Annotated in this window: 17 protein-coding genes and 1 riboswitch; of the genes, 13 read left to right on the top strand and 4 right to left on the bottom strand. The window is 67.6% G+C overall.

Features of this window, described 5'->3' with window-relative positions:
• Nucleotides 1-4 precede the first annotated feature (4 nt).
• Genes tolA through ybgC form a run of 4 tightly spaced genes read right to left on the bottom strand, consistent with a single transcriptional unit; the run spans nucleotide 5 to nucleotide 2,641 of the window.
• On the bottom strand, nucleotides 5-1,072 hold the full coding sequence (gene tolA / locus EV147_RS01950) for a cell envelope integrity protein TolA (RefSeq protein WP_130389442.1): 1,068 nt from the start codon (nucleotides 1,070-1,072) through the stop codon (nucleotides 5-7).
• 26 nt (nucleotides 1,073-1,098) lie between these two features.
• Nucleotides 1,099-1,536: a protein TolR gene (gene tolR, locus EV147_RS01945; protein WP_130389441.1), complete on the bottom strand. Its 438-nt coding sequence runs from the start codon at nucleotides 1,534-1,536 to the stop codon at nucleotides 1,099-1,101.
• Between the two features lie 20 nt (nucleotides 1,537-1,556).
• A complete protein-coding gene (gene tolQ, locus EV147_RS01940) occupies nucleotides 1,557-2,240 on the bottom strand; it encodes a protein TolQ (RefSeq protein WP_198680157.1) in 684 nt (227 codons plus the stop codon).
• On the bottom strand, nucleotides 2,237-2,641 hold the full coding sequence (gene ybgC, locus EV147_RS01935; RefSeq protein ID WP_130389440.1) for a tol-pal system-associated acyl-CoA thioesterase: 405 nt from the start codon (nucleotides 2,639-2,641) through the stop codon (nucleotides 2,237-2,239). The genes tolQ and ybgC overlap by 4 nt, the downstream gene beginning before the upstream one ends.
• Before the next feature lie 169 nt (nucleotides 2,642-2,810).
• Nucleotides 2,811-2,914: riboswitch (ZMP/ZTP riboswitch) on the top strand.
• Between the two features lie 190 nt (nucleotides 2,915-3,104).
• Between ybgC and glyA the strand changes: the two genes are divergently transcribed.
• The 13 genes from glyA to EV147_RS01870 all read left to right on the top strand — a co-directional run bounded on the left by glyA (nucleotide 3,105) and on the right by EV147_RS01870 (nucleotide 16,711).
• Complete coding sequence (gene glyA / locus EV147_RS01930; protein ID WP_130389439.1) at nucleotides 3,105-4,352, top strand: serine hydroxymethyltransferase; 1,248 nt, start codon at nucleotides 3,105-3,107, stop codon at nucleotides 4,350-4,352.
• 153 nt (nucleotides 4,353-4,505) lie between these two features.
• Nucleotides 4,506-4,973: a transcriptional regulator NrdR gene (gene nrdR / locus EV147_RS01925; RefSeq protein WP_130389438.1), complete on the top strand. Its 468-nt coding sequence runs from the start codon at nucleotides 4,506-4,508 to the stop codon at nucleotides 4,971-4,973.
• A 201-nt stretch (nucleotides 4,974-5,174) separates the two neighbouring features.
• Nucleotides 5,175-5,786, top strand: coding sequence for a type IV pilus modification protein PilV (gene pilV, locus EV147_RS01920; protein ID WP_130389437.1), 612 nt, complete (start codon nucleotides 5,175-5,177; stop codon nucleotides 5,784-5,786).
• Nucleotides 5,786-6,751, top strand: a complete 966-nt coding sequence (locus EV147_RS01915) for a PilW family protein (protein WP_130389436.1) — start codon at nucleotides 5,786-5,788, stop codon at nucleotides 6,749-6,751. The genes pilV and EV147_RS01915 overlap by 1 nt, the downstream gene beginning before the upstream one ends.
• The gene (locus EV147_RS01910) at nucleotides 6,739-7,380 is read left to right on the top strand and encodes a pilus assembly PilX family protein (RefSeq protein WP_130389435.1); all 642 of its coding nucleotides are present in this window, start codon (nucleotides 6,739-6,741) and stop codon (nucleotides 7,378-7,380) included. Before EV147_RS01915 ends, EV147_RS01910 begins: the two co-directional genes overlap by 13 nt.
• A gap of 61 nt (nucleotides 7,381-7,441) precedes the next feature.
• Nucleotides 7,442-11,317 carry a pilus assembly protein gene (locus EV147_RS01905; protein WP_130389434.1) on the top strand — a complete coding sequence of 1,292 codons (3,876 nt, stop codon included), beginning with the start codon at nucleotides 7,442-7,444 and terminating at the stop codon, nucleotides 11,315-11,317.
• A gap of 14 nt (nucleotides 11,318-11,331) precedes the next feature.
• Nucleotides 11,332-11,787, top strand: coding sequence for a type IV pilin protein (locus tag EV147_RS01900; protein WP_130389433.1), 456 nt, complete (start codon nucleotides 11,332-11,334; stop codon nucleotides 11,785-11,787).
• Nucleotides 11,788-11,792: 5 nt separating this feature from the next.
• On the top strand, nucleotides 11,793-12,359 hold the full coding sequence (locus EV147_RS01895) for a GspH/FimT family pseudopilin (protein WP_130389432.1): 567 nt from the start codon (nucleotides 11,793-11,795) through the stop codon (nucleotides 12,357-12,359).
• A gap of 141 nt (nucleotides 12,360-12,500) precedes the next feature.
• Entirely contained in the window at nucleotides 12,501-12,908 is a 408-nt protein-coding gene (locus tag EV147_RS01890) for a hypothetical protein (protein WP_130389431.1), read from the top strand.
• Nucleotides 12,905-13,849, top strand: a complete 945-nt coding sequence (locus EV147_RS01885; protein ID WP_235844579.1) for a PilW family protein — start codon at nucleotides 12,905-12,907, stop codon at nucleotides 13,847-13,849. The genes EV147_RS01890 and EV147_RS01885 overlap by 4 nt, the downstream gene beginning before the upstream one ends.
• Nucleotides 13,843-14,397 carry a pilus assembly PilX family protein gene (locus EV147_RS01880; protein ID WP_130389430.1) on the top strand — a complete coding sequence of 185 codons (555 nt, stop codon included), beginning with the start codon at nucleotides 13,843-13,845 and terminating at the stop codon, nucleotides 14,395-14,397. The genes EV147_RS01885 and EV147_RS01880 overlap by 7 nt, the downstream gene beginning before the upstream one ends.
• On the top strand, nucleotides 14,394-16,250 hold the full coding sequence (locus EV147_RS01875; RefSeq protein ID WP_157994657.1) for a pilus assembly protein: 1,857 nt from the start codon (nucleotides 14,394-14,396) through the stop codon (nucleotides 16,248-16,250). Before EV147_RS01880 ends, EV147_RS01875 begins: the two co-directional genes overlap by 4 nt.
• Nucleotides 16,247-16,711: a type IV pilin protein gene (locus tag EV147_RS01870; RefSeq protein ID WP_130389429.1), complete on the top strand. Its 465-nt coding sequence runs from the start codon at nucleotides 16,247-16,249 to the stop codon at nucleotides 16,709-16,711. The genes EV147_RS01875 and EV147_RS01870 overlap by 4 nt, the downstream gene beginning before the upstream one ends.

Below are 16,711 nucleotides of genomic sequence, written 5' to 3'. Positions count from 1 at the left end.
CCGATCAGTCCTTGGGCCGGACCGTGATCGTGAACTCGAACGACGGCGCCTTGCCGTCCTCGTCGCGCGGCAGCGGGTCGGAGCGGTCGACGCCACGCAGCACGGCATTGTCCCAGTCTGCGTTGCCGCTCGACTTCGCCAGCCGCTTGGACAGGATCGAGCCGTCCGGCGCCAGCCTCACCGCCACCACGGCGGCCGGATTGCCCTCTACATCACCACTGAAGATGATGTTCGGCTTCACCCGGCGACGGACCTTGTCCGAATAGCCCGGCGACGCCTTGCCGCCCGACCCCGCGCCCGATCCCGCGGAATTGCCGACGCCGCCGCCCGTGGCACCGGCGGTGCCGCCACCGGCCAGCGCCTTCAGGCGCGCCAGCTCGCTGTTGCGCTGCGCGTTGGCCGCAGCCTCGCGCTTGGCCCGGGCGTCGGCATCGGCCTTCGCCTTGGCCTGCTTCTCGGCGTCGGCCTTGGCTTTCGCCTGCTTGTCGGCGTCCGCCTTCGCCCTGGCGTCGGCTTCCTTGCGATCCTGCTCGGCCTTTTCCTTTTCCTTTTCCTTCGCGGCCAGGGCGGCCTTGTCGGCGCGGTCCTTGTCGGCCTTCTTCTTCGCGTCTTCCTTGCGCTGCGCCTCGATCTGCTGCTGGCGCTGTTCTTCCTTGCGCTGCGCGTCCTTGCGCTCCTGTTCCTTGCGCTGCTGCTCGCGGCGCTCCTCGGCTTCGGCCGCCTCCTGGGCTTCCTTGCGCTTCTTTTGCTCCAGCGCAATGTCGGCGGCTTCCTCGACCTTGCTGCGCACGGCCGGTTGCGGCGGCACGGGCGTCGGCTGCACCACGGGGCGCGGCGGCGGCGCCGGCGTGACGTCGGGAATCTCCTCCCACAGCTCGGCCTCGGCGCCTACCGGCGTGCTGCTCTGCCACTGCACGCCGAAGTACAGCACGATGCCGAGCAGCAGGTGCATGAACAGCGCGGCGACGAACGCACGCGTGGTGCCGCGCTCGCGCACCGGTTCGTACGGATAGGCGGCGGCCCGGGCGCGCGGGGCGCGTGGTTGCGGTTGGCGTGACGAAAGGGTGGCCACTATGCGATGTCGGACGCTGGAAACGCTTACTTGGACTTCACCATCAGGCCGACGCGCTTCACGCCGTCGGCCTTCAGCACGGACATCACGTCGAGCACCGCTTCGTACTTGACGGCACGGTCGGCGGCAATCACCACCGGCTGGTCCGGATTCTCGTTCTGGCGCTGGTGCACGAAATCGATCAGCCCGCGCTTGTCGAGCTTGCGCTCGAACGAGCCGCCCGAGGCGTCCTTGCCGCGCGCCGTCAGCGCGCCATCCTCATGCACGGTGACCACGATCGGCGGCGTCTGCTGCTGCGGCGTGGCATTGGCCACGGACGGCAGGTCCACCACGGCCGGGCTCACGATCGGAGCCGCCACCATGAAGATCACCAGCAGAACAAGCATCACGTCGATGTACGGCACGACGTTGATCTCGGCGCTGGCCCGGCGGCGCGAACCGCCGCGGCGCTGAATGGCTGCCATGGGGGATGCTCCTCGACTGTTTAGCGGCTCTGACGCTGCAGGATGTTCTGGAATTCTTCCATGAAGCTCTCGAACCGGATGGCCAGCCGATCGATCTCGGTGGCATAGCGGTTATAGGCAATCACGGCGGGAATGGCAGCAAACAGGCCGATGGCCGTGGCGACCAGCGCCTCGGCGATACCAGGGGCCACCGACGCAAGCGTCGCCTGCTGCACATTCGAGAGGCCACGGAACGCATTCATGATGCCCCAGACGGTGCCGAACAGGCCGATGTACGGGCTGACCGAGCCAACCGAGGCCAGGAACGGCAGGTGGGATTCGAGCACGTCCATCTCGCGCTGGTAGGCGGCGCGCATGGCGCGGCGGGCGGCGTCGAGCAAGGCGCTGGCGTCGTTGCTGCGCTCGCGGGCCTTCAGGTACTCGCCCATGCCCGACTCGAAGATCCGCTCAAGTGCGCCAGTATTGTGACGATTGTTCACGGCGCTGTTGTAGAGCGCCTGCAGGTCGCCGCCCGCCCAGAAATCGCGTTCGAACCCTTCGGTCTGCGTGCGCGCGGCGCGCAGCGCCATGTGCTTGCGAAAGATGTAGGTCCACGAGAACAGCGACATGACCAGCAGCAGGGCCATCACGGCCTGGGCCAGCAGGCTGGCATGCAGCACCAGCGTAATGATCGACATGTCTTGCGTGACGGTCACTGGATTCATCGGGCGTCTTTAATAGTGGCGAGAACGGAAGCAGGAATCGGGGCCGGACGGAACGTGACTTTATCGACACATCCCACACGGATCTTGCCGCTGGCGAGCATGCGGTCATCGCGCCACGCTTCCTGGGCGAAATGAACCGACGCCGGTCCGACCCGTTCAATCACGGTGCGGATCTCCAGCTGGTCATCGAGCCGGGCGGGCGCATTGTATTCCACAGCGGTACTGCGAACGACGAAGACCACGCCGGAGGTATCGGCGAGGGCCTGTTGTCCGACGCCGAGCGAGCGCAGCCATTCGGTCCGCGCCCGCTCGAAGAACTTCAGATAGTTGGCGTAGAACACCACGCCTCCCGCATCGGTGTCTTCCCAGTACACACGTAGCGGCCACACGAAATTTGGCATGGCGGGCATTGTAACGGAGCGCACTGGTTAACCCGCATGCGACTTTGCAACAGCAAGTTGCGAGCCATGCCCTGCCAGGGCTTGACGCCACGGGCCGCGCCGGGCATGCGGCACACCGTGCCCTGTCTTGCAGCCAGGCGCGCCTTCGCATAAACTCTGCGGCAACCATTCCACCTTGCGCGACTGGCGAAGTCAGTGGGTACTACCACGAGGAAGCGCAAGATCTTTAGGCGTGAAGTTCTCCAGCGCCTGCCGCTCGCCTGGGCAGCGAATGGGAAGCAGGGTGCCCCCAACCCCGGCTGGCCGCATACGCCAGCTGGAGATGGACGGCCAGTGCCTTCCCCGCGCGCCCTATCCCGAGACCTGTCGCGAAGCATTGCGACGTATCCCCCAAGCAGCCGGTTGCCTACGAACTTCATACCGTTTGTGCCATCCGCTCCCCTTTTTACCGACGAGTCACGCCATGTTTGAACGCAGCCGTTTCACGATCGAGCAGATCGACCCCGAAGTCTTCGCCGCCATCCAGAAGGAAAACCAGCGCCAGGAAGACCATATCGAACTGATTGCTTCCGAGAACTACACCTCGCCGGCCGTGATGGCCGCGCAGGGCTCGCAGCTGACCAACAAGTACGCCGAGGGCTATCCCGGCAAGCGCTACTACGGCGGCTGCGAATATGTCGACGTGGTGGAGCAGCTGGCCATCGACCGCGTGAAGCAGCTGTTCGGCGCCGACGCCGCCAACGTGCAGCCCAACTCGGGCTCGCAGGCCAACCAGGGCGTGTTCTTCGCCATGCTCAAGCCGGGCGACACGATCATGGGCATGAGCCTGGCCGAAGGCGGCCACCTGACCCACGGCATGGCGCTGAACATGAGCGGCAAGTGGTTCAACGTGGTCAGCTACGGCCTCAACGCGCAGGAAGACATCGACTACGACGCGCTGGAAAAGAAGGCCCAGGAAACCAAGCCGAAGATGATCATCGCCGGCGCCTCGGCGTTCTCGCTGCGCATCGACTTCGAGCGCATCGGCAAGATCGCCCGGTCGATCGGCGCCTACTTCATGGTCGACATGGCCCACTATGCCGGCCTGATCGCCGCCGGCGTGTACCCGAACCCGGTGCCGCACGCCGACTTCGTGACCACCACCACGCACAAGAGCCTGCGCGGCCCGCGCGGCGGCGTGATCCTGATGAAGGCCGAGCACGAGAAGGCCATCAACTCGGCGATCTTCCCCGGCATCCAGGGTGGCCCGCTGATGCACGTGATCGCCGGCAAGGCCGTGGCCTTCAAGGAAGCGCTGCAGCCCGAGTTCAAGGCCTACCAGGAACAGGTGGTCAAGAACGCCGCCGCCATGGCCGAGACGCTGATCTCGCGCGGCCTGCGCATCGTGTCGGGCAAGACCGAGAGCCACGTCATGCTGGTTGACCTGCGCGCCAAGAAGATTACCGGCAAGGAAGCCGAGAAGATCCTGGGCGACGCGCATATCACCGTCAACAAGAACGCCATCCCGAACGACCCGGAAAAGCCGTTCGTGACCTCGGGCGTGCGCCTTGGCTCGCCGGCCATGACCACGCGCGGCTTCAAGGAAGAAGAAGCCCGCCAGGTGGCCAACCTGATCGCCGACGTGCTGGACAACCCGCACGACGAAGCCAACATCGCCAAGGTGCGCGAGCAGGTGTCCGCCCTGACCCGCCGCTTCCCGGTCTACGGCTGAGCCAGCGACCGACGCGCGCCCACGGCAGGTTAGTGGGCGCGCACTGACGGCGCCGCCGCGTGTTCCGGGCGGCGCCGTTGTTTCGCCAAAACGTCCGCAACCGAATCAAACGATGCAAAATGCGGGCAGGCTTCTCTCTTCAGGTGGTCAGGCATGAAATGCCCGTTCTGCGGTCACTCCAATACCCAGGTTCTCGATAGCCGCGTCTCCGAGGACGGCGACACCGTGCGCCGCCGCCGGCGCTGCGAAACCTGCGACCGCCGCTTTACCACCTACGAACGCATCGAGCTGTTCTTCCCGGCCATCGTCAAGAAAAACGGCTCCCGCGTGGATTACACGCGCGGCAAGCTACAGGATTCGATGCGGCTGGCGCTGCGCAAGCGGCCTGTTTCCGCCGAGGCCATCGACGAAGCGATCACTCGCATCGAGGAAAAACTGCTGGCTTTGGGCGAGAAGGAAATCCCCAGCAGCCAGGTGGGCGAGCTGGTCATGCGCGAGCTGCGCAAGCTCGACAAGATCGCCTATATCCGCTTTGCCTCGGTCTATCGCAGCTTCGAAGACGTGTCTGAATTCCGCGACGTTCTCGACGAGTTTGCGACACCTACCCCACGAAAGGGGTAGCCACTTCACAGAAAAAGCTGTCTAATCTGCACCAACCTCCTTCGGGTAGGAGGTTGGCGAACGAACGCGCGCTTTCCACGCAGTAACAAGGGCGAAAACAGCCCGGCGACTACCGGACCCACAGAGGCCCGGACGCCATCGGAAGGCCAGCGCGTCGCGCACAGAACAAAAAGAACTGTCGTTTATTGGACGGGAGTCAAAATGGGTCAATACCGCTGCCGGGAGGCAGCCGGCTTCACCATGCTTGAAGCATTGGTAGCCATCGTCGTGCTCGCCGTGGGCGTGCTGGGCGTGGCCAACCTGCTGATCAAGTCTTTCCGCTTCGCCCAGCAATCGTCGTACGACGTGGTAGCGCTCCAGCTCGCCAACGAGATGGCGGACCGCCTGCGCGCCAACGACGCCGTAACGAACACCGCGGGCGGGTACGACACGTTCGATACCAACAACGGCATCCCCAACCTGGCCGACAACGCCAATCCCTACCGGGTCGCCTGCGGCGGCAACGCGGCCACCTGCGCGCCGCTGACGGCCGCGTTCGACCAGGCCGAACTGTCGCGCCAGGTGCAGTCCAACCTGCCGAAAGGCCGCGCGGTGATCTGCCGCGATGCCTCCTCGTTCAACAACGACACCGGCTTCAGCTGGAACTGCGTGCCTGGCGCTGGCGGTGCCGCCTCGACGCCGCTCGTGATCAAGATCGGCTGGGTATCGCGCTTCACCGAATCCAACGGCAGCAACCAGCCCGACGCCACCGACGCGCGCGGCAACGCCAAGCCCCAGATTGCCGTGGTGGTCCTGCCCGGAGCGAGCAACTGATGCGCCGCGCCCTCCCCTTCCGGCCGCACCGCGCCGCCGGCTATACGCTCGTCGAGCTGATGGTCACGCTGGTGCTGACCCTGTTGCTGCTGGCCGCCGGCTTCTCGTTCTACATGATGAGCCGCAGCAGCTACGCCACGATCGACGACAACGCCAACCTGCAGGAACGTGGCAATTTCGCCATGTCGGTGGTCACGCGGCTGCTGCGGCAGACCGCCTTCACGCCGCCGAGCAAGGACGAACAGGGCAGTGGCGGCCTGATGGTGGTCCAGGACCCGATGCTGTCGGGGCTGGACCGCTGCGCCGCGCCAACCGTCGCGCCGGATGCGAACGAACTCGAACAGTTGACCTGCGGCCAGGGTGCCGCGATCAACAACAGCGATGCGGTGATGATCCGGTTCTTCGGCAACTCGGACGATACCAACAAGCCTGACGGCTCCACGATCGACTGCTCAGGGCAGGCCGTCGCCGGCTACACCGACCAGGGCCAGGCGGCCCGGCAGCGCGGCCTGGCCGTGCTGTACGTGGGCGCGGGCGCCAGCGGCAAGCCCGCGTTGAAGTGCCGCTACCGCCCGCGCGACGCGGCCGGACAGGAGTTGCTGGACGACCCGCTGGCCGACGAGGAACTGGTGCCCGGCGTGGAGTCTTTCCAACTGCTCTACGGCGTGACGGTCAACGGCGACATGGTGCCTGACAAGTACGTGGCCGCCGCCGCCATGAACGCCACCGACTGGAAGAACGTGGTGACGGTGAAGGTGGCGATGGTGATCCGCGCGGACAACGCCAGCGCCGACGCCGCCGGTCCGGGCAGCTTCAGCCTGTTCGGCACGCTCGGCGCGAACGTTGCCGATGCCACGTTCCAGCCCGCCCAGGACCTGAAATCCGCACGCAAGCTGTTCACGGCCACCGTGCAGCTGCACAACTACCTGAGCTGCTTCGAGGGAGACCCGGCATGCTACTTCTGACCGCCCGGAAGGCATGTGGCGGCGCCCTGCCCCGCCCCGGCAGCCAGCGCGGCGTGGCGCTGATCACGGCCGTCATCATGCTGCTGGTGATCACGCTGCTGGCGCTGGCCGGCGCGCGGGCCGCACTCGACACCAAGCGCAGCACCCGCAACGCCCGCGATTTCGAGATCGCGTTCCAGGCCGCCGAGGCGGCGCTGCGGGACGCGGAGATCGACATCAAGCGAGGCAGCCGGGCCGCCCGATTCAACCCCGAGAAGCCCGAGGGCTTCACGGTGGGCTGCGGCACGAGCAAGGACAAGGACACACCGACGCTGGGCCTCTGCGACACCAGCGCCACCTGGACCACGTCGAATATCTGGGACACGGTCAACTGGACCGCCACCGTCGGGCCGAACACGGTCGAGTACGGCACGTTCACCGGGCTGGATTTTCCGACCGGCACCGGCCTGACCCCGGCGCGCAAGCCTCGCTACCTGATCGAGCTCTTCCAGAACAAGGTGAACGGCGAGAACGCGAGCCAGGGCGAGGCGCCGCCGACCTATATCTATCGGGTGACGGCGCTCGGCTTCGGCCCCAACGACACGACGCGGGCAATGGTGCAGATGTACTACCTCAAGGACAGCAACTGACGTCCGCCCTCCGCCCAGCCTCAACTTCCGCAAGAACAGCCAACGCACCGGGACCGACGTCATGAAGATCCTGCAACGATTGCTGCCACTGGTAGCGCTATGCCTCGCCACCACGGTCACCACGGTCCTCGCGGCCCCCACGCCGACCGTGCCGACCGTCTCCATCGCCACCACGCCGCTATACGGCAAGGTGCAGAACCTGCACCCGAACCTGCTGCTGGCGCTGTCGGTGGAGTACCCGACCACGGGCGCGGCCTACCGCAGCGCCTACAGCCCGTCCACCGAGTACGTGGGTTACTTCAATAGCGCGAAGTGCTACACCTACGACGCGACGGCCGGCTACTTCAAGATTGCCGGCAACGCGTCGGCCACGCGCACCTGCTCGGGCCAGTTCAGCGGCAACTTCATGAACTGGGCGGCATCCTCGGCCATCGACATGCTGCGCCTGGCGATGACCGGCGGCGACCGCGTGGTCGATTCCCGCACCCAGACCGTGCTGCAACGCGCCGTGCTACAGGCCGACTTCTTCCGCAACGGCCAGAACTTTCCGGTCAAGTCGATCGAGAACAAGGTCAACGGCGTGGCGCCGAGCGATGTCACCCCGTACAAGTACAACAAACTGTACACAGTGTCGTGCGGCAACCATGTCTTCTTCTCCGACTCCGATAGCGGCTCGAACTGCGACAGCCCCGGCGAGTACGCCGACAAGGTAGATCGCAACAAAAACGTTACAGAGCGCCGCAGCTACCGCGCCCAGGTGCAGGTTTGCGACAGCAGCGAGGCCACCAGCCGCACCGACCTCTGCTTCAGCTACGACGGCACCAACTACAAGCCCGTGGGCGAGATGCAGCGCAACGCCGAGCGCGTGCGTTTTGCCGCCTTCGGCTACCTGAACGACAACTACAAGAATTCCAACGCGCCGCAGGAGCGCTACGGCGGCGTGCTGCGCGCGCCGATGAAGTACCTCGGCAATTCGGCGGTCAACACCGACCTGAAGACGATCACGAACACGGCCAAGGAGTGGGATGCCTACGGCGTGCTGGCAACCAACCCGCTGTCGGACAGCACCGGCAACAGCGGCGTAATCAACTACCTGAACAAGTTCGGCCGTACCACGCTTGGCGACATGGGTGCGCCCACCAACAACCCCAAGGGCGTCTACAAGACCTATGACCCGCTGAGCGAACTGTTCTACGAATCGATCCGCTACCTGCAGTTCCACCCGAGCGGGCCCACCACGCAGGCGGTGGAGAGCCTGGCCAACGCGGCCAACTTCGCGGTCTACAACACCTGGAAGACGGATCCGATGCTCAACCGGTGCCAGCGCAACTACGTGCTGACGATCGGCGACATCAACACCCACCAGGACAACTTCATCCCGGGCAACACCATCACGAACCGGGGCGACCAGGCGCGCGCCAAGGATTCGTACAGCGGCTTCGACGTGATGGACTGGACCAACCGCGTCGGGGCGCTGGAGGCGAACGACCCGAACGTAGGCAACGCCCGACCCAACACGTCGCTCAAGGGCCTCGGCTCGAAGACCCACCCGACCGCCGACGGCTCGTCGTACTACCTCGCCGGCGTGGCGTATTGGGCCCACACCTCGGCCTTCCGCCCGGACATGCCCGAGGCCCGCGTCACGACTTTCGGCATCGACGTGGACGAAGGCGGCAACGGCACGGTCGACAGCAAGCGCACCAGCCAGATCTACCTCGGCGCCAAGTACGGCGGCTTCGCCAACGCCATCAAGGACGGCGGCAACGAGGACGGCAACCCGTTCAAGACGCTGGTCAACGGCCAGCTGACCACGAGCGGCACCGAGTGGGAGACCGCCCCCGGCTCCAACCTGCCGACCAACTGGTTCCTGGCCAGCCAGCCGGCCGACATGATCCGCTCGATCCGCAAGGTGTTCGACGTGGTGGCCAACTCGGGCGGCACGCTGGCTGGCATCGCGCTGAGCAGCAACACGGTCTACACGGACCAGACCGTCTACACCCCCGGCTACGACAGCCAGTGGAACGGCAAGCTGACCGCCTACCCGCTGGTGCGCGGCAAGGACGGCTCGGTCTCGATCTCGTCGACGCAGAAGTGGGAGGCCGGCTCGCGGCTGGCCGGCCGCACCATCGCCTCGCGCGCCATCTACACGCTGAACCCGCTGACCGGCGGCACGGCATTCCAGTGGAACGGCATCTCCAAGGACCAGCAGGCACTGCTGAACACCAACCCCGACACCGGCGCCAACGACGGCCAGGGCAGCAAGCGGCTGGACTTCCTGCGCGGCGACCGGGGCAGCGAGAATGACGGCCTGGGCAATGGCGGCGTGTTCCGCCAGCGCCAGACCCGCCTGGGCGACATCATCAACTCGGCGCCGGTCTATGTCGGCGCCCCGGCGCCATCGCGCATCGGCACGGGCTACAGCACGTTCTTCAACACCTACGAGTCGCGCACGCCCATCGTCTACGTGGGCGCCAACGACGGCATGCTGCACGGCTTCAACGCCACCACCGGCGACGAGGTGCTGGCCTACGTGCCGAACGCGCTGTTCGGCACGCTGAACCAGTTGACCTCGCAGACCTACAACCACCGCGCCTATGTCGATGCCACGCCCACCGTGACCGAGGCGCAGATCAACGACAGGTGGCGCTCCGTGCTGGCCGGCGGCTTCGGCGGCGGCGCGCAGGGCGTGTACGCACTCGACGTGACCGATCCGGCCACGTTCGGCGCCGGCAACGTCCTGTGGGAGTTCACCGACCAGGACGACAAGGACATGGGCAACCTGATGGGCAAGCCCGTCATCACCAGGCTCATGACCGGCAAGGACAGCAAGGGCGTGGCGCAGTACGGCTGGTTCGTGATCGTCGGCAACGGCCTGAATTCGAACCTGGAGGACAAGAGCTTCAACGCCGACGCACCGTCCACGCTGTTCATCCTCTCGCTGGACAAGGGCGCCACCGAGAAGTGGCTGCTCGGCACCAACTACTGGAAGATCACGCCGCCGGGCCCGAAGGCCGTGCCGCCCTACACCACCGCCAACGGCATGAGCACGCCGGTGGTGGTGGCCGGCAGCACCGGCGCCGCGCTGGCCGCCTATGCCGGCGACCTGCAAGGCAACCTGTGGAAGTTCCTGCTGTCGGGCGGCAAGTCCACCTGGCACGCCGGCGACGACGGCGCCCTGCCCGCCTATGGCGGCGTGGCCGGCACACCGATGTTCATCGCCACGGACAAGGCCACCAAGGCACGCCAGCCGATCACGATGCAACCCTCGGTGGCCTACGCGCCGGGCGGCTTCCTCGTGGCATTCGGCACCGGCAAGTACTACGAGATCAACGACGCCGACCCCACGCCGGCCTCGGGCAACTCGTTCTACGGCATCTTCGACGGCAACACGGCGGACTACGCCGGACAGCGCAGCGAACTGAACGAACTGAAGATGCAGTACACGGCGAACGGCTCCGCCATCACCTACACCGGCACCCCGCTGCCGCTCGGCTACTCGGGCCGCGCCAAGCCGGGCTGGGTGATGGACTTCCTCGACAAGACCGAACGCCAGATCACCTCATCTGCGCTCTCGGGCGGGCTGCTCTACTTCAACTCGGTCTACACGTCGATCGACAGCTGCAACACGTCGGGCGGCAGCCGCGAGTACACGCTCAATGTGCTGACTGGCCTGCCGGTCAACGGTACGACCGGCGTCAAGGCCACGGGCCTGCTGGGGGCGCCGACGATCATCGTCACGACCCGCACCTCCGACGCACGCGACTCCGTGGGCGGCAACATCCAGACCACCACGACGCGCGTACTGAGCTTCGGGGCCGACGGCACGCTCTCGGTAGGCAGCGGCGGCAATCCCACTGCCGGCGGCGGCGGCGTCGAGACCCAGAAACGCAACGGTCGCCAGGGCTGGCGCGAAGTCCGCAACTTCAAGATGAACTGATGCCGAGGGCCACCATGCACACCTCTCCACGCGGGCGCCAGGCCGGCTTTACCCTGGCCGAACTGATGGTCACCGTGGCCATCATCGGCATCCTGGCGGCGTTCGCCTATCCGTCGTACCAGGAGTTCGTGCGCAAGGGCCGGCGCACCGAGGCCAAGGTGGCCCTGATGGAGAACATGCAGCTGTTCGAGCGCCATTTCTCGCAAGTGAATACGTACTACGGCGCCGGCACGACCACGGTGTGGCAGGACTACAAGAAGTATTCGGGCGACAGCCAGGCCGGCGCCAAGTACACCGTCGCCGCGAACATCAACTGCGGCAGCAGCGACGGCCAATGCGTGGAACTGCGCGCCACCCCGGCCGCGAACTTCCCCGACCCCACGTGCGACACGCTGGTGCTGCGCAGCACCGGCGAGAAGCTCGTCATCATCGGCACGGCCGCCGCCAAGACCGACGCAACCTGCTGGTGAACGCCATGACCCTCGCCCGACCCCGGCTGGCCCGCCCGCGCGGCTTCACGCTGATCGAACTGCTGGTCACGGTGGCCGTGGGCGTGGTGCTGATCGGCTTCGCCATGCCCGGCATGACCGCCTTCATGAAGAACCAGCGCCTGATGACGGCCGCCGACAGCCTCAACAACGCGATGACCAAGGCGCGCACCGTGGCGGCGGCCACCAACAGCTATGTGACGGTAGCGCCGGTCGACGGGGACTGGAAGAACGGCTGGCGGGTGTTCAACGAGCATGCCGCGCCGGACGGCACGTACACCGAGGGGGTCGACACGCTGGTGACCGTGTACGACGCGTTGCCGGCCGGGGTCGAAGCGACCACCGCCTCCACCGGCGACAACTTGTACATATCGTTCTCGCCGGTCGGCTATTCCCAGACCAAGGACAAGGCGCAGATGTTCATGTCGGTGCAACTGGCCGACGACTCGACCAAAAGCCAGCGCATCGTCGAAGTCAGCCTGCTGGGCCGCTCGCGCGTCTGCAATCCGGTGCCGGACGCGACCTATTGCGCGCTGCCGACCCAGGCGCATTAACGCCGAGTTTGTCTAGGATCAAGCCGAGCCGGCATCTCCGCGTTTCGGACACACATTTCCACAAAACCACAACATCCGGACACGTTTTCAGGTCCGGTCCGCCGCTAACGTGGGCATCCGTTCCTTCCGAACCGATGCCCGATGTCTCCGACTTCCCTCTGCCTTCCTCCGCTGACCCGGCGTAGCCGCCGCGCCGGCTTCACGCTGTTCGAGTCCCTGCTCTGCACCGCTCTGGTGGGCCTGGCCATGGTGCCGCTGGCCACGCTGGCGGCCGGCTGGCTGCGCTGGAGCGGCGAGCACGAGCGCTGGATCGGCACGCTGCGGCTGGCGGCCGAGCGCGCCGAGGTTGGCGCCGGGGTGGGCACCGCCGGCTGGCCGCTGGTCAGCGGCGACGCGTCGCGCGTGGCGCTGTGCGAAGCTGCCACACCGGTACGCGGCTGCCTCCCCGGTATGCGGCTGGCCGTGGCCACGCTCCCGGCCGAAGCGGCGCCCCGCATCGCCTCAGGCGCGGTCTTGCCGACGCGCATCGCGCTATGGGTGTCGCCATGAAACGCGCCCGGCGAAATTGGAGAAACGACGATGGCTTCACGCTGACCGGCATGATGGTCGGCCTGGCGCTTGGCATGCTGGTCACGCTGGCGCTGCTGCTGACGTTCCGCGTCACGCGCGACAGCTATGCGAGCGTGGCGGACAGCGTGGAGATCGAGGAGCGCGGCCAGCGCGCGCTGGCAATCATCGGCCATGCGATACGGCAGGCGGGCTGGATTCCCGGCCATGTCGCGCTGGCGCCTTCCCACCCGGCGCCGGTCCCGCCGATCGAAGGCCGCGACGACTGCGCCCAGCCTTCCGTGGACACCCAACTGCGCTGCGCCCGCGTTGGCGTGCTGCGCAGCGATGCGCTGCTGGTGCGCACGTCCGGCAGCGGCGTCGCGGCAGACCCCGGCCTGCCCGATGGCACCATGAGCGACTGTGGCGGCTACGCGCTGCCGGCACGCGCCATGCCATCCGAGGGCGGCGCCCTGCCCTACCACGCCGCGGCCAATCTCTTCTATATAGGCATCGCCGGCGATGGCGTGCCGCAACTGCTGTGCCGCTATCCGCGCCGGCACGACACCCGCGTGCGCACCGATGCCTACACCGCCGGCACGCTGGTGCGCGGCGTCGAGAGCCTGCAACTGCGCTACGGCATCGATGCGGACGGCGACGGCATGGCCGAGCGCTTCGTCTCCGCGCGCACCGCCAGCAGCATGGGCGACGGGGTCTGGCACCGCGTGCGGGCGGTACAGGTCGCCGTGGTGGTGCGCGGCGAGCGGCCAACCGTGCCGCCCGGCATGGTCCAGCGGCTCGTGCTGCTGCCGCCCGAGGATGGCACCGCCCGCGCCGAGGACGCGCTGTTCCAGCCCGCCACCCATCCCCGGCTCCGGCGCCGCGCGTTCGTCACCACGATCCGGCTGCGCAACGCGTCGCCGTGCCTGGAGCGGCTATGCTGACCGGTCGCAGGCACAGGGGCGCGGCGCTGCTGGCGTTCGTCGCCACGATGCTGCTGCTCGCGGGCGGCATCTGCACGGCGGCCATCCATTTCCTGCTGACCGGACGGCAGCTTGCGAGCCAGCAGCTCGACCGCGAGATCGCCTTTCGCGCCGCCGAAGCCGCCCTGCACGATGCCGAGTCCGACCTGCTGGCCGCCGCCACAGCCGGGGGTGCGCGCCTTTCGGCATGGCCGGGGCGAGGGACCTGCGGGACCGGCGCGCAGGCGGGCCTCTGCCATGCGGAGGGCGATCGGCGCCACTGGCAGCCCTGGCTCGACGGCGCGGCGGTCGATGGGCTGGGTGTCCCGTTGGGGGCGTTCACCGGCGCACAACTGCCGGCGCTGCCCGACGATGTCATTGGCGCCACGGCGCTCCCGCGCTATCTCGTAGAACTACGAGACGGTGTCGACGCGGCGGCAGGCATCTGGCCGCGCATGACGGTCACTGCCGTGGGCTTCGGCCGCGACCCCGCCGTGCGCGTGGTGCTGCAGACGGAGTTCCAGCCATGACCGCCAGGTTGATCCTGACCCTCTGCCTGCTCGCGTGCCTTGCCTTGCCGGCATCGGCCACCCCCGGCCAGCTACCGCTCGGTTACCGGGTTTCGGCTGGCGCGTATCCGTGGACCGGCCGCCTTCACGCGCTGGCGTTCCGGACAGCACCGCTGCCGGACCCCGCGGTTCTCACCCAATGGGAAGCCGGTGCCCTGCTGGACCAGACCGACATCGGCCAGCGCCGGCTCTATCTGGGCGGCGACCGGCTCGATCCACTGCGCTGGCATGCGCTCGATGGCGAAACCCAGGCGGCGCTCGATGCCCTGCCGCCCTTCGGAACCGGCACGGCCCGCCTCGCGTGGCTGCGAGGCGCAACGCCCGACCCCTCGCAGCGGCCGCGCGACACCCGGCTGGCCAGCGGTACAGGCGCCCGGGTCCACGTGGTGCCGCCACCCCGCTGGCTGCCGATGCAGCCGGGCCATACCCCATTCCGCAATCGCCATGCACAGCGGGCCACCACGGTCTGGCTTGGCACGCGCGACGGCATGTTGCATGGCTTCGATGCGGTGACTGGCCGCGAACTGGCTGGCTTCGTGCCGCGTGCGTCGCTGGCTGCGGCTGCATCGCTCGCCTCGCCCGATACGCCCGATACGCCCGATACGCCCGATACGCCCGATACGCCGCTGCTCACACCGCCCTGCCCCCGGCCAGAAAGTATCGATGCGGACCCCGCCGGCACCTGGCGCACGCTCCTGCTATGCGCGATTCCGGCCGGCAAGGCCCCGGCCGGGAGCCAGTCGGCCACGCTTTTCGTGCTCGATATTTCGGCGCCGGATAACGCCACGCCCATCGGGCTGGTCTGGGAAGTCAGCGCCAGTGCGTCGCTCCCGCTGTCCGGCAGTGGACCGGTCCGGGCGGCGATGTGGATGGAATACGGGGTGCGCCGCTGGGCCGCCGTGGCATTGCTGGCGCCGGACACCCGCAGCGCCACGCCGGCCGCGCTCGCCCTGCTGCCGCTCGATCGCTCCGCACGCCTCTGGCAGGCATCGGGCAAGGTGCCCCGGATCGCGCTGCCGAAGTCCGGCTGCGGGCTTGCTTCCCCGACCGCTGCCAGCCTGCTGGCCGCGACCGTGCAGCAGGACGCCAGCGGCGTGGCGCGCGCCGCCTATGCCACCGACGACCGGGGCAGGCTCTGGCGCTTCGGGCTTGAACACCTGTGGCGCGGTGCCGACGCGGCGCCGCCAACCTGCATGCATCGTCTTTCGTCCAGCAAATCCGGATCGACCGAGCCGCCGGTCGTGGTGCAGACGGGCAGCGGGCCGCTCGTGCTGTACGGCAGCGACGGCGAACTGTCCGCCATCCCCGACCGGCCCGGCAGGCGCCACGAGCCGGTGCGCGTCGAGGCGGTGCCCAAAGGTGAAGGCGTCGTGCTCGGTGCCAGCTCATCCCAAACCCGCGCCGGAGATCTCGGATGGACCCTGCAACTGCCGCACCCCGGCGAGCAGATCGACACGCTGTACAGCCCGAGCCCGGTGCACCTGGGCTTCACCACGCTGACGCCGGATGGGCAATGGCGCAGTTATCTGGTCGATGCCGCCAGCGGCACATCGGTCACGGTGCGGGACGCAACTGGCGCGCCTGTGCCGGCCGTCACCGGCCTGCCGTGGGAGGGGCGCACTGCGGCGCCTGTCCTGACCGAATCCTCCAGCCCCGGTGCCGCGTCACCCGCGCCGGGTACGGCCACCCGCGACACGTTCGACCTGACGCTATGGCGTATCGATGGCGAAACCGCCATCCCGATGCAGCAGGCCCGATGGCACCGCCGGCGCGGGCGGCTCGGCTGGCGCGAACTGATCGGGACATCGCCATGACGCCCTATCTATCTAGTGTGACGGTCAACCGGTCCGGCTTCAGCCTCGCCGAAGTCATGGTCGTGCTGGTCATCGCCGCGCTGCTGATCACGGTGGCGTTGCCGGCCTGGCAGCGGCATGCGGAACGGGGCTGGCGCGTCCAGGGGCGTGCGGCGCTGGTCTCGGCGATGTTGTCGATGGAGCGGCACGCACTGATTTCGTCATCGTTCGCCAGCGCACCGGCCAGCCCGATTCCGGCCGGCGAATGGCCGGCACCGGTGCCGCCGCAGCCCGCACGCACCCGGTACTGGCTGACTGCAACAAAGTGCCCCGGAACGGACCTGACCCATTGTGTCGAGTTGCGGGCGACGCCCACGTACCGCGACGACCGGTGCGGGACGTTGCTCCTGCGCAGCAGCGGCGAGTGGCTTTCCCTGCCCTTGCCCGGCGCCGCACCCGTGCCTTTACCGGAGGGGTGCTGA

This window comes from Cupriavidus agavae, from assembly GCF_004217045.1.
Taxonomy (GTDB): Bacteria; Pseudomonadota; Gammaproteobacteria; order Burkholderiales; family Burkholderiaceae; genus Cupriavidus; species Cupriavidus agavae.
Note: the sequence above shows the minus strand (reverse complement) of the source record. Positions and strands in the feature narration are given on the sequence as shown.

Excerpts from the sequence above, each read along its gene's own strand:
- pilV (WP_130389437.1), top strand. The coding sequence starts at position 5,175 with ATGGGTCAATACCGCTGCCGGGAGGCAGCCGGCTTCACCATGCTTGAA.
- EV147_RS01895 (WP_130389432.1), top strand. The coding sequence starts at position 11,793 with ATGACCCTCGCCCGACCCCGGCTGGCCCGCCCGCGCGGCTTCACGCTG.
- EV147_RS01890 (WP_130389431.1), top strand. The coding sequence starts at position 12,501 with ATGTCTCCGACTTCCCTCTGCCTTCCTCCGCTGACCCGGCGTAGCCGC.
- tolQ (WP_198680157.1), bottom strand. The coding sequence starts at position 2,240 with ATGAATCCAGTGACCGTCACGCAAGACATGTCGATCATTACGCTGGTG.
- EV147_RS01885 (WP_235844579.1), top strand. The coding sequence starts at position 12,905 with ATGAAACGCGCCCGGCGAAATTGGAGAAACGACGATGGCTTCACGCTG.
- nrdR (WP_130389438.1), top strand. The coding sequence starts at position 4,506 with ATGAAATGCCCGTTCTGCGGTCACTCCAATACCCAGGTTCTCGATAGC.
- EV147_RS01905 (WP_130389434.1), top strand. The coding sequence starts at position 7,442 with ATGAAGATCCTGCAACGATTGCTGCCACTGGTAGCGCTATGCCTCGCC.
- EV147_RS01870 (WP_130389429.1), top strand. The coding sequence starts at position 16,247 with ATGACGCCCTATCTATCTAGTGTGACGGTCAACCGGTCCGGCTTCAGC.
- tolR (WP_130389441.1), bottom strand. The coding sequence starts at position 1,536 with ATGGCAGCCATTCAGCGCCGCGGCGGTTCGCGCCGCCGGGCCAGCGCC.
- glyA (WP_130389439.1), top strand. The coding sequence starts at position 3,105 with ATGTTTGAACGCAGCCGTTTCACGATCGAGCAGATCGACCCCGAAGTC.
- EV147_RS01915 (WP_130389436.1), top strand. The coding sequence starts at position 5,786 with ATGCGCCGCGCCCTCCCCTTCCGGCCGCACCGCGCCGCCGGCTATACG.
- EV147_RS01880 (WP_130389430.1), top strand. The coding sequence starts at position 13,843 with ATGCTGACCGGTCGCAGGCACAGGGGCGCGGCGCTGCTGGCGTTCGTC.
- ybgC (WP_130389440.1), bottom strand. The coding sequence starts at position 2,641 with ATGCCAAATTTCGTGTGGCCGCTACGTGTGTACTGGGAAGACACCGAT.
- EV147_RS01900 (WP_130389433.1), top strand. The coding sequence starts at position 11,332 with ATGCACACCTCTCCACGCGGGCGCCAGGCCGGCTTTACCCTGGCCGAA.
- EV147_RS01875 (WP_157994657.1), top strand. The coding sequence starts at position 14,394 with ATGACCGCCAGGTTGATCCTGACCCTCTGCCTGCTCGCGTGCCTTGCC.
- EV147_RS01910 (WP_130389435.1), top strand. The coding sequence starts at position 6,739 with ATGCTACTTCTGACCGCCCGGAAGGCATGTGGCGGCGCCCTGCCCCGC.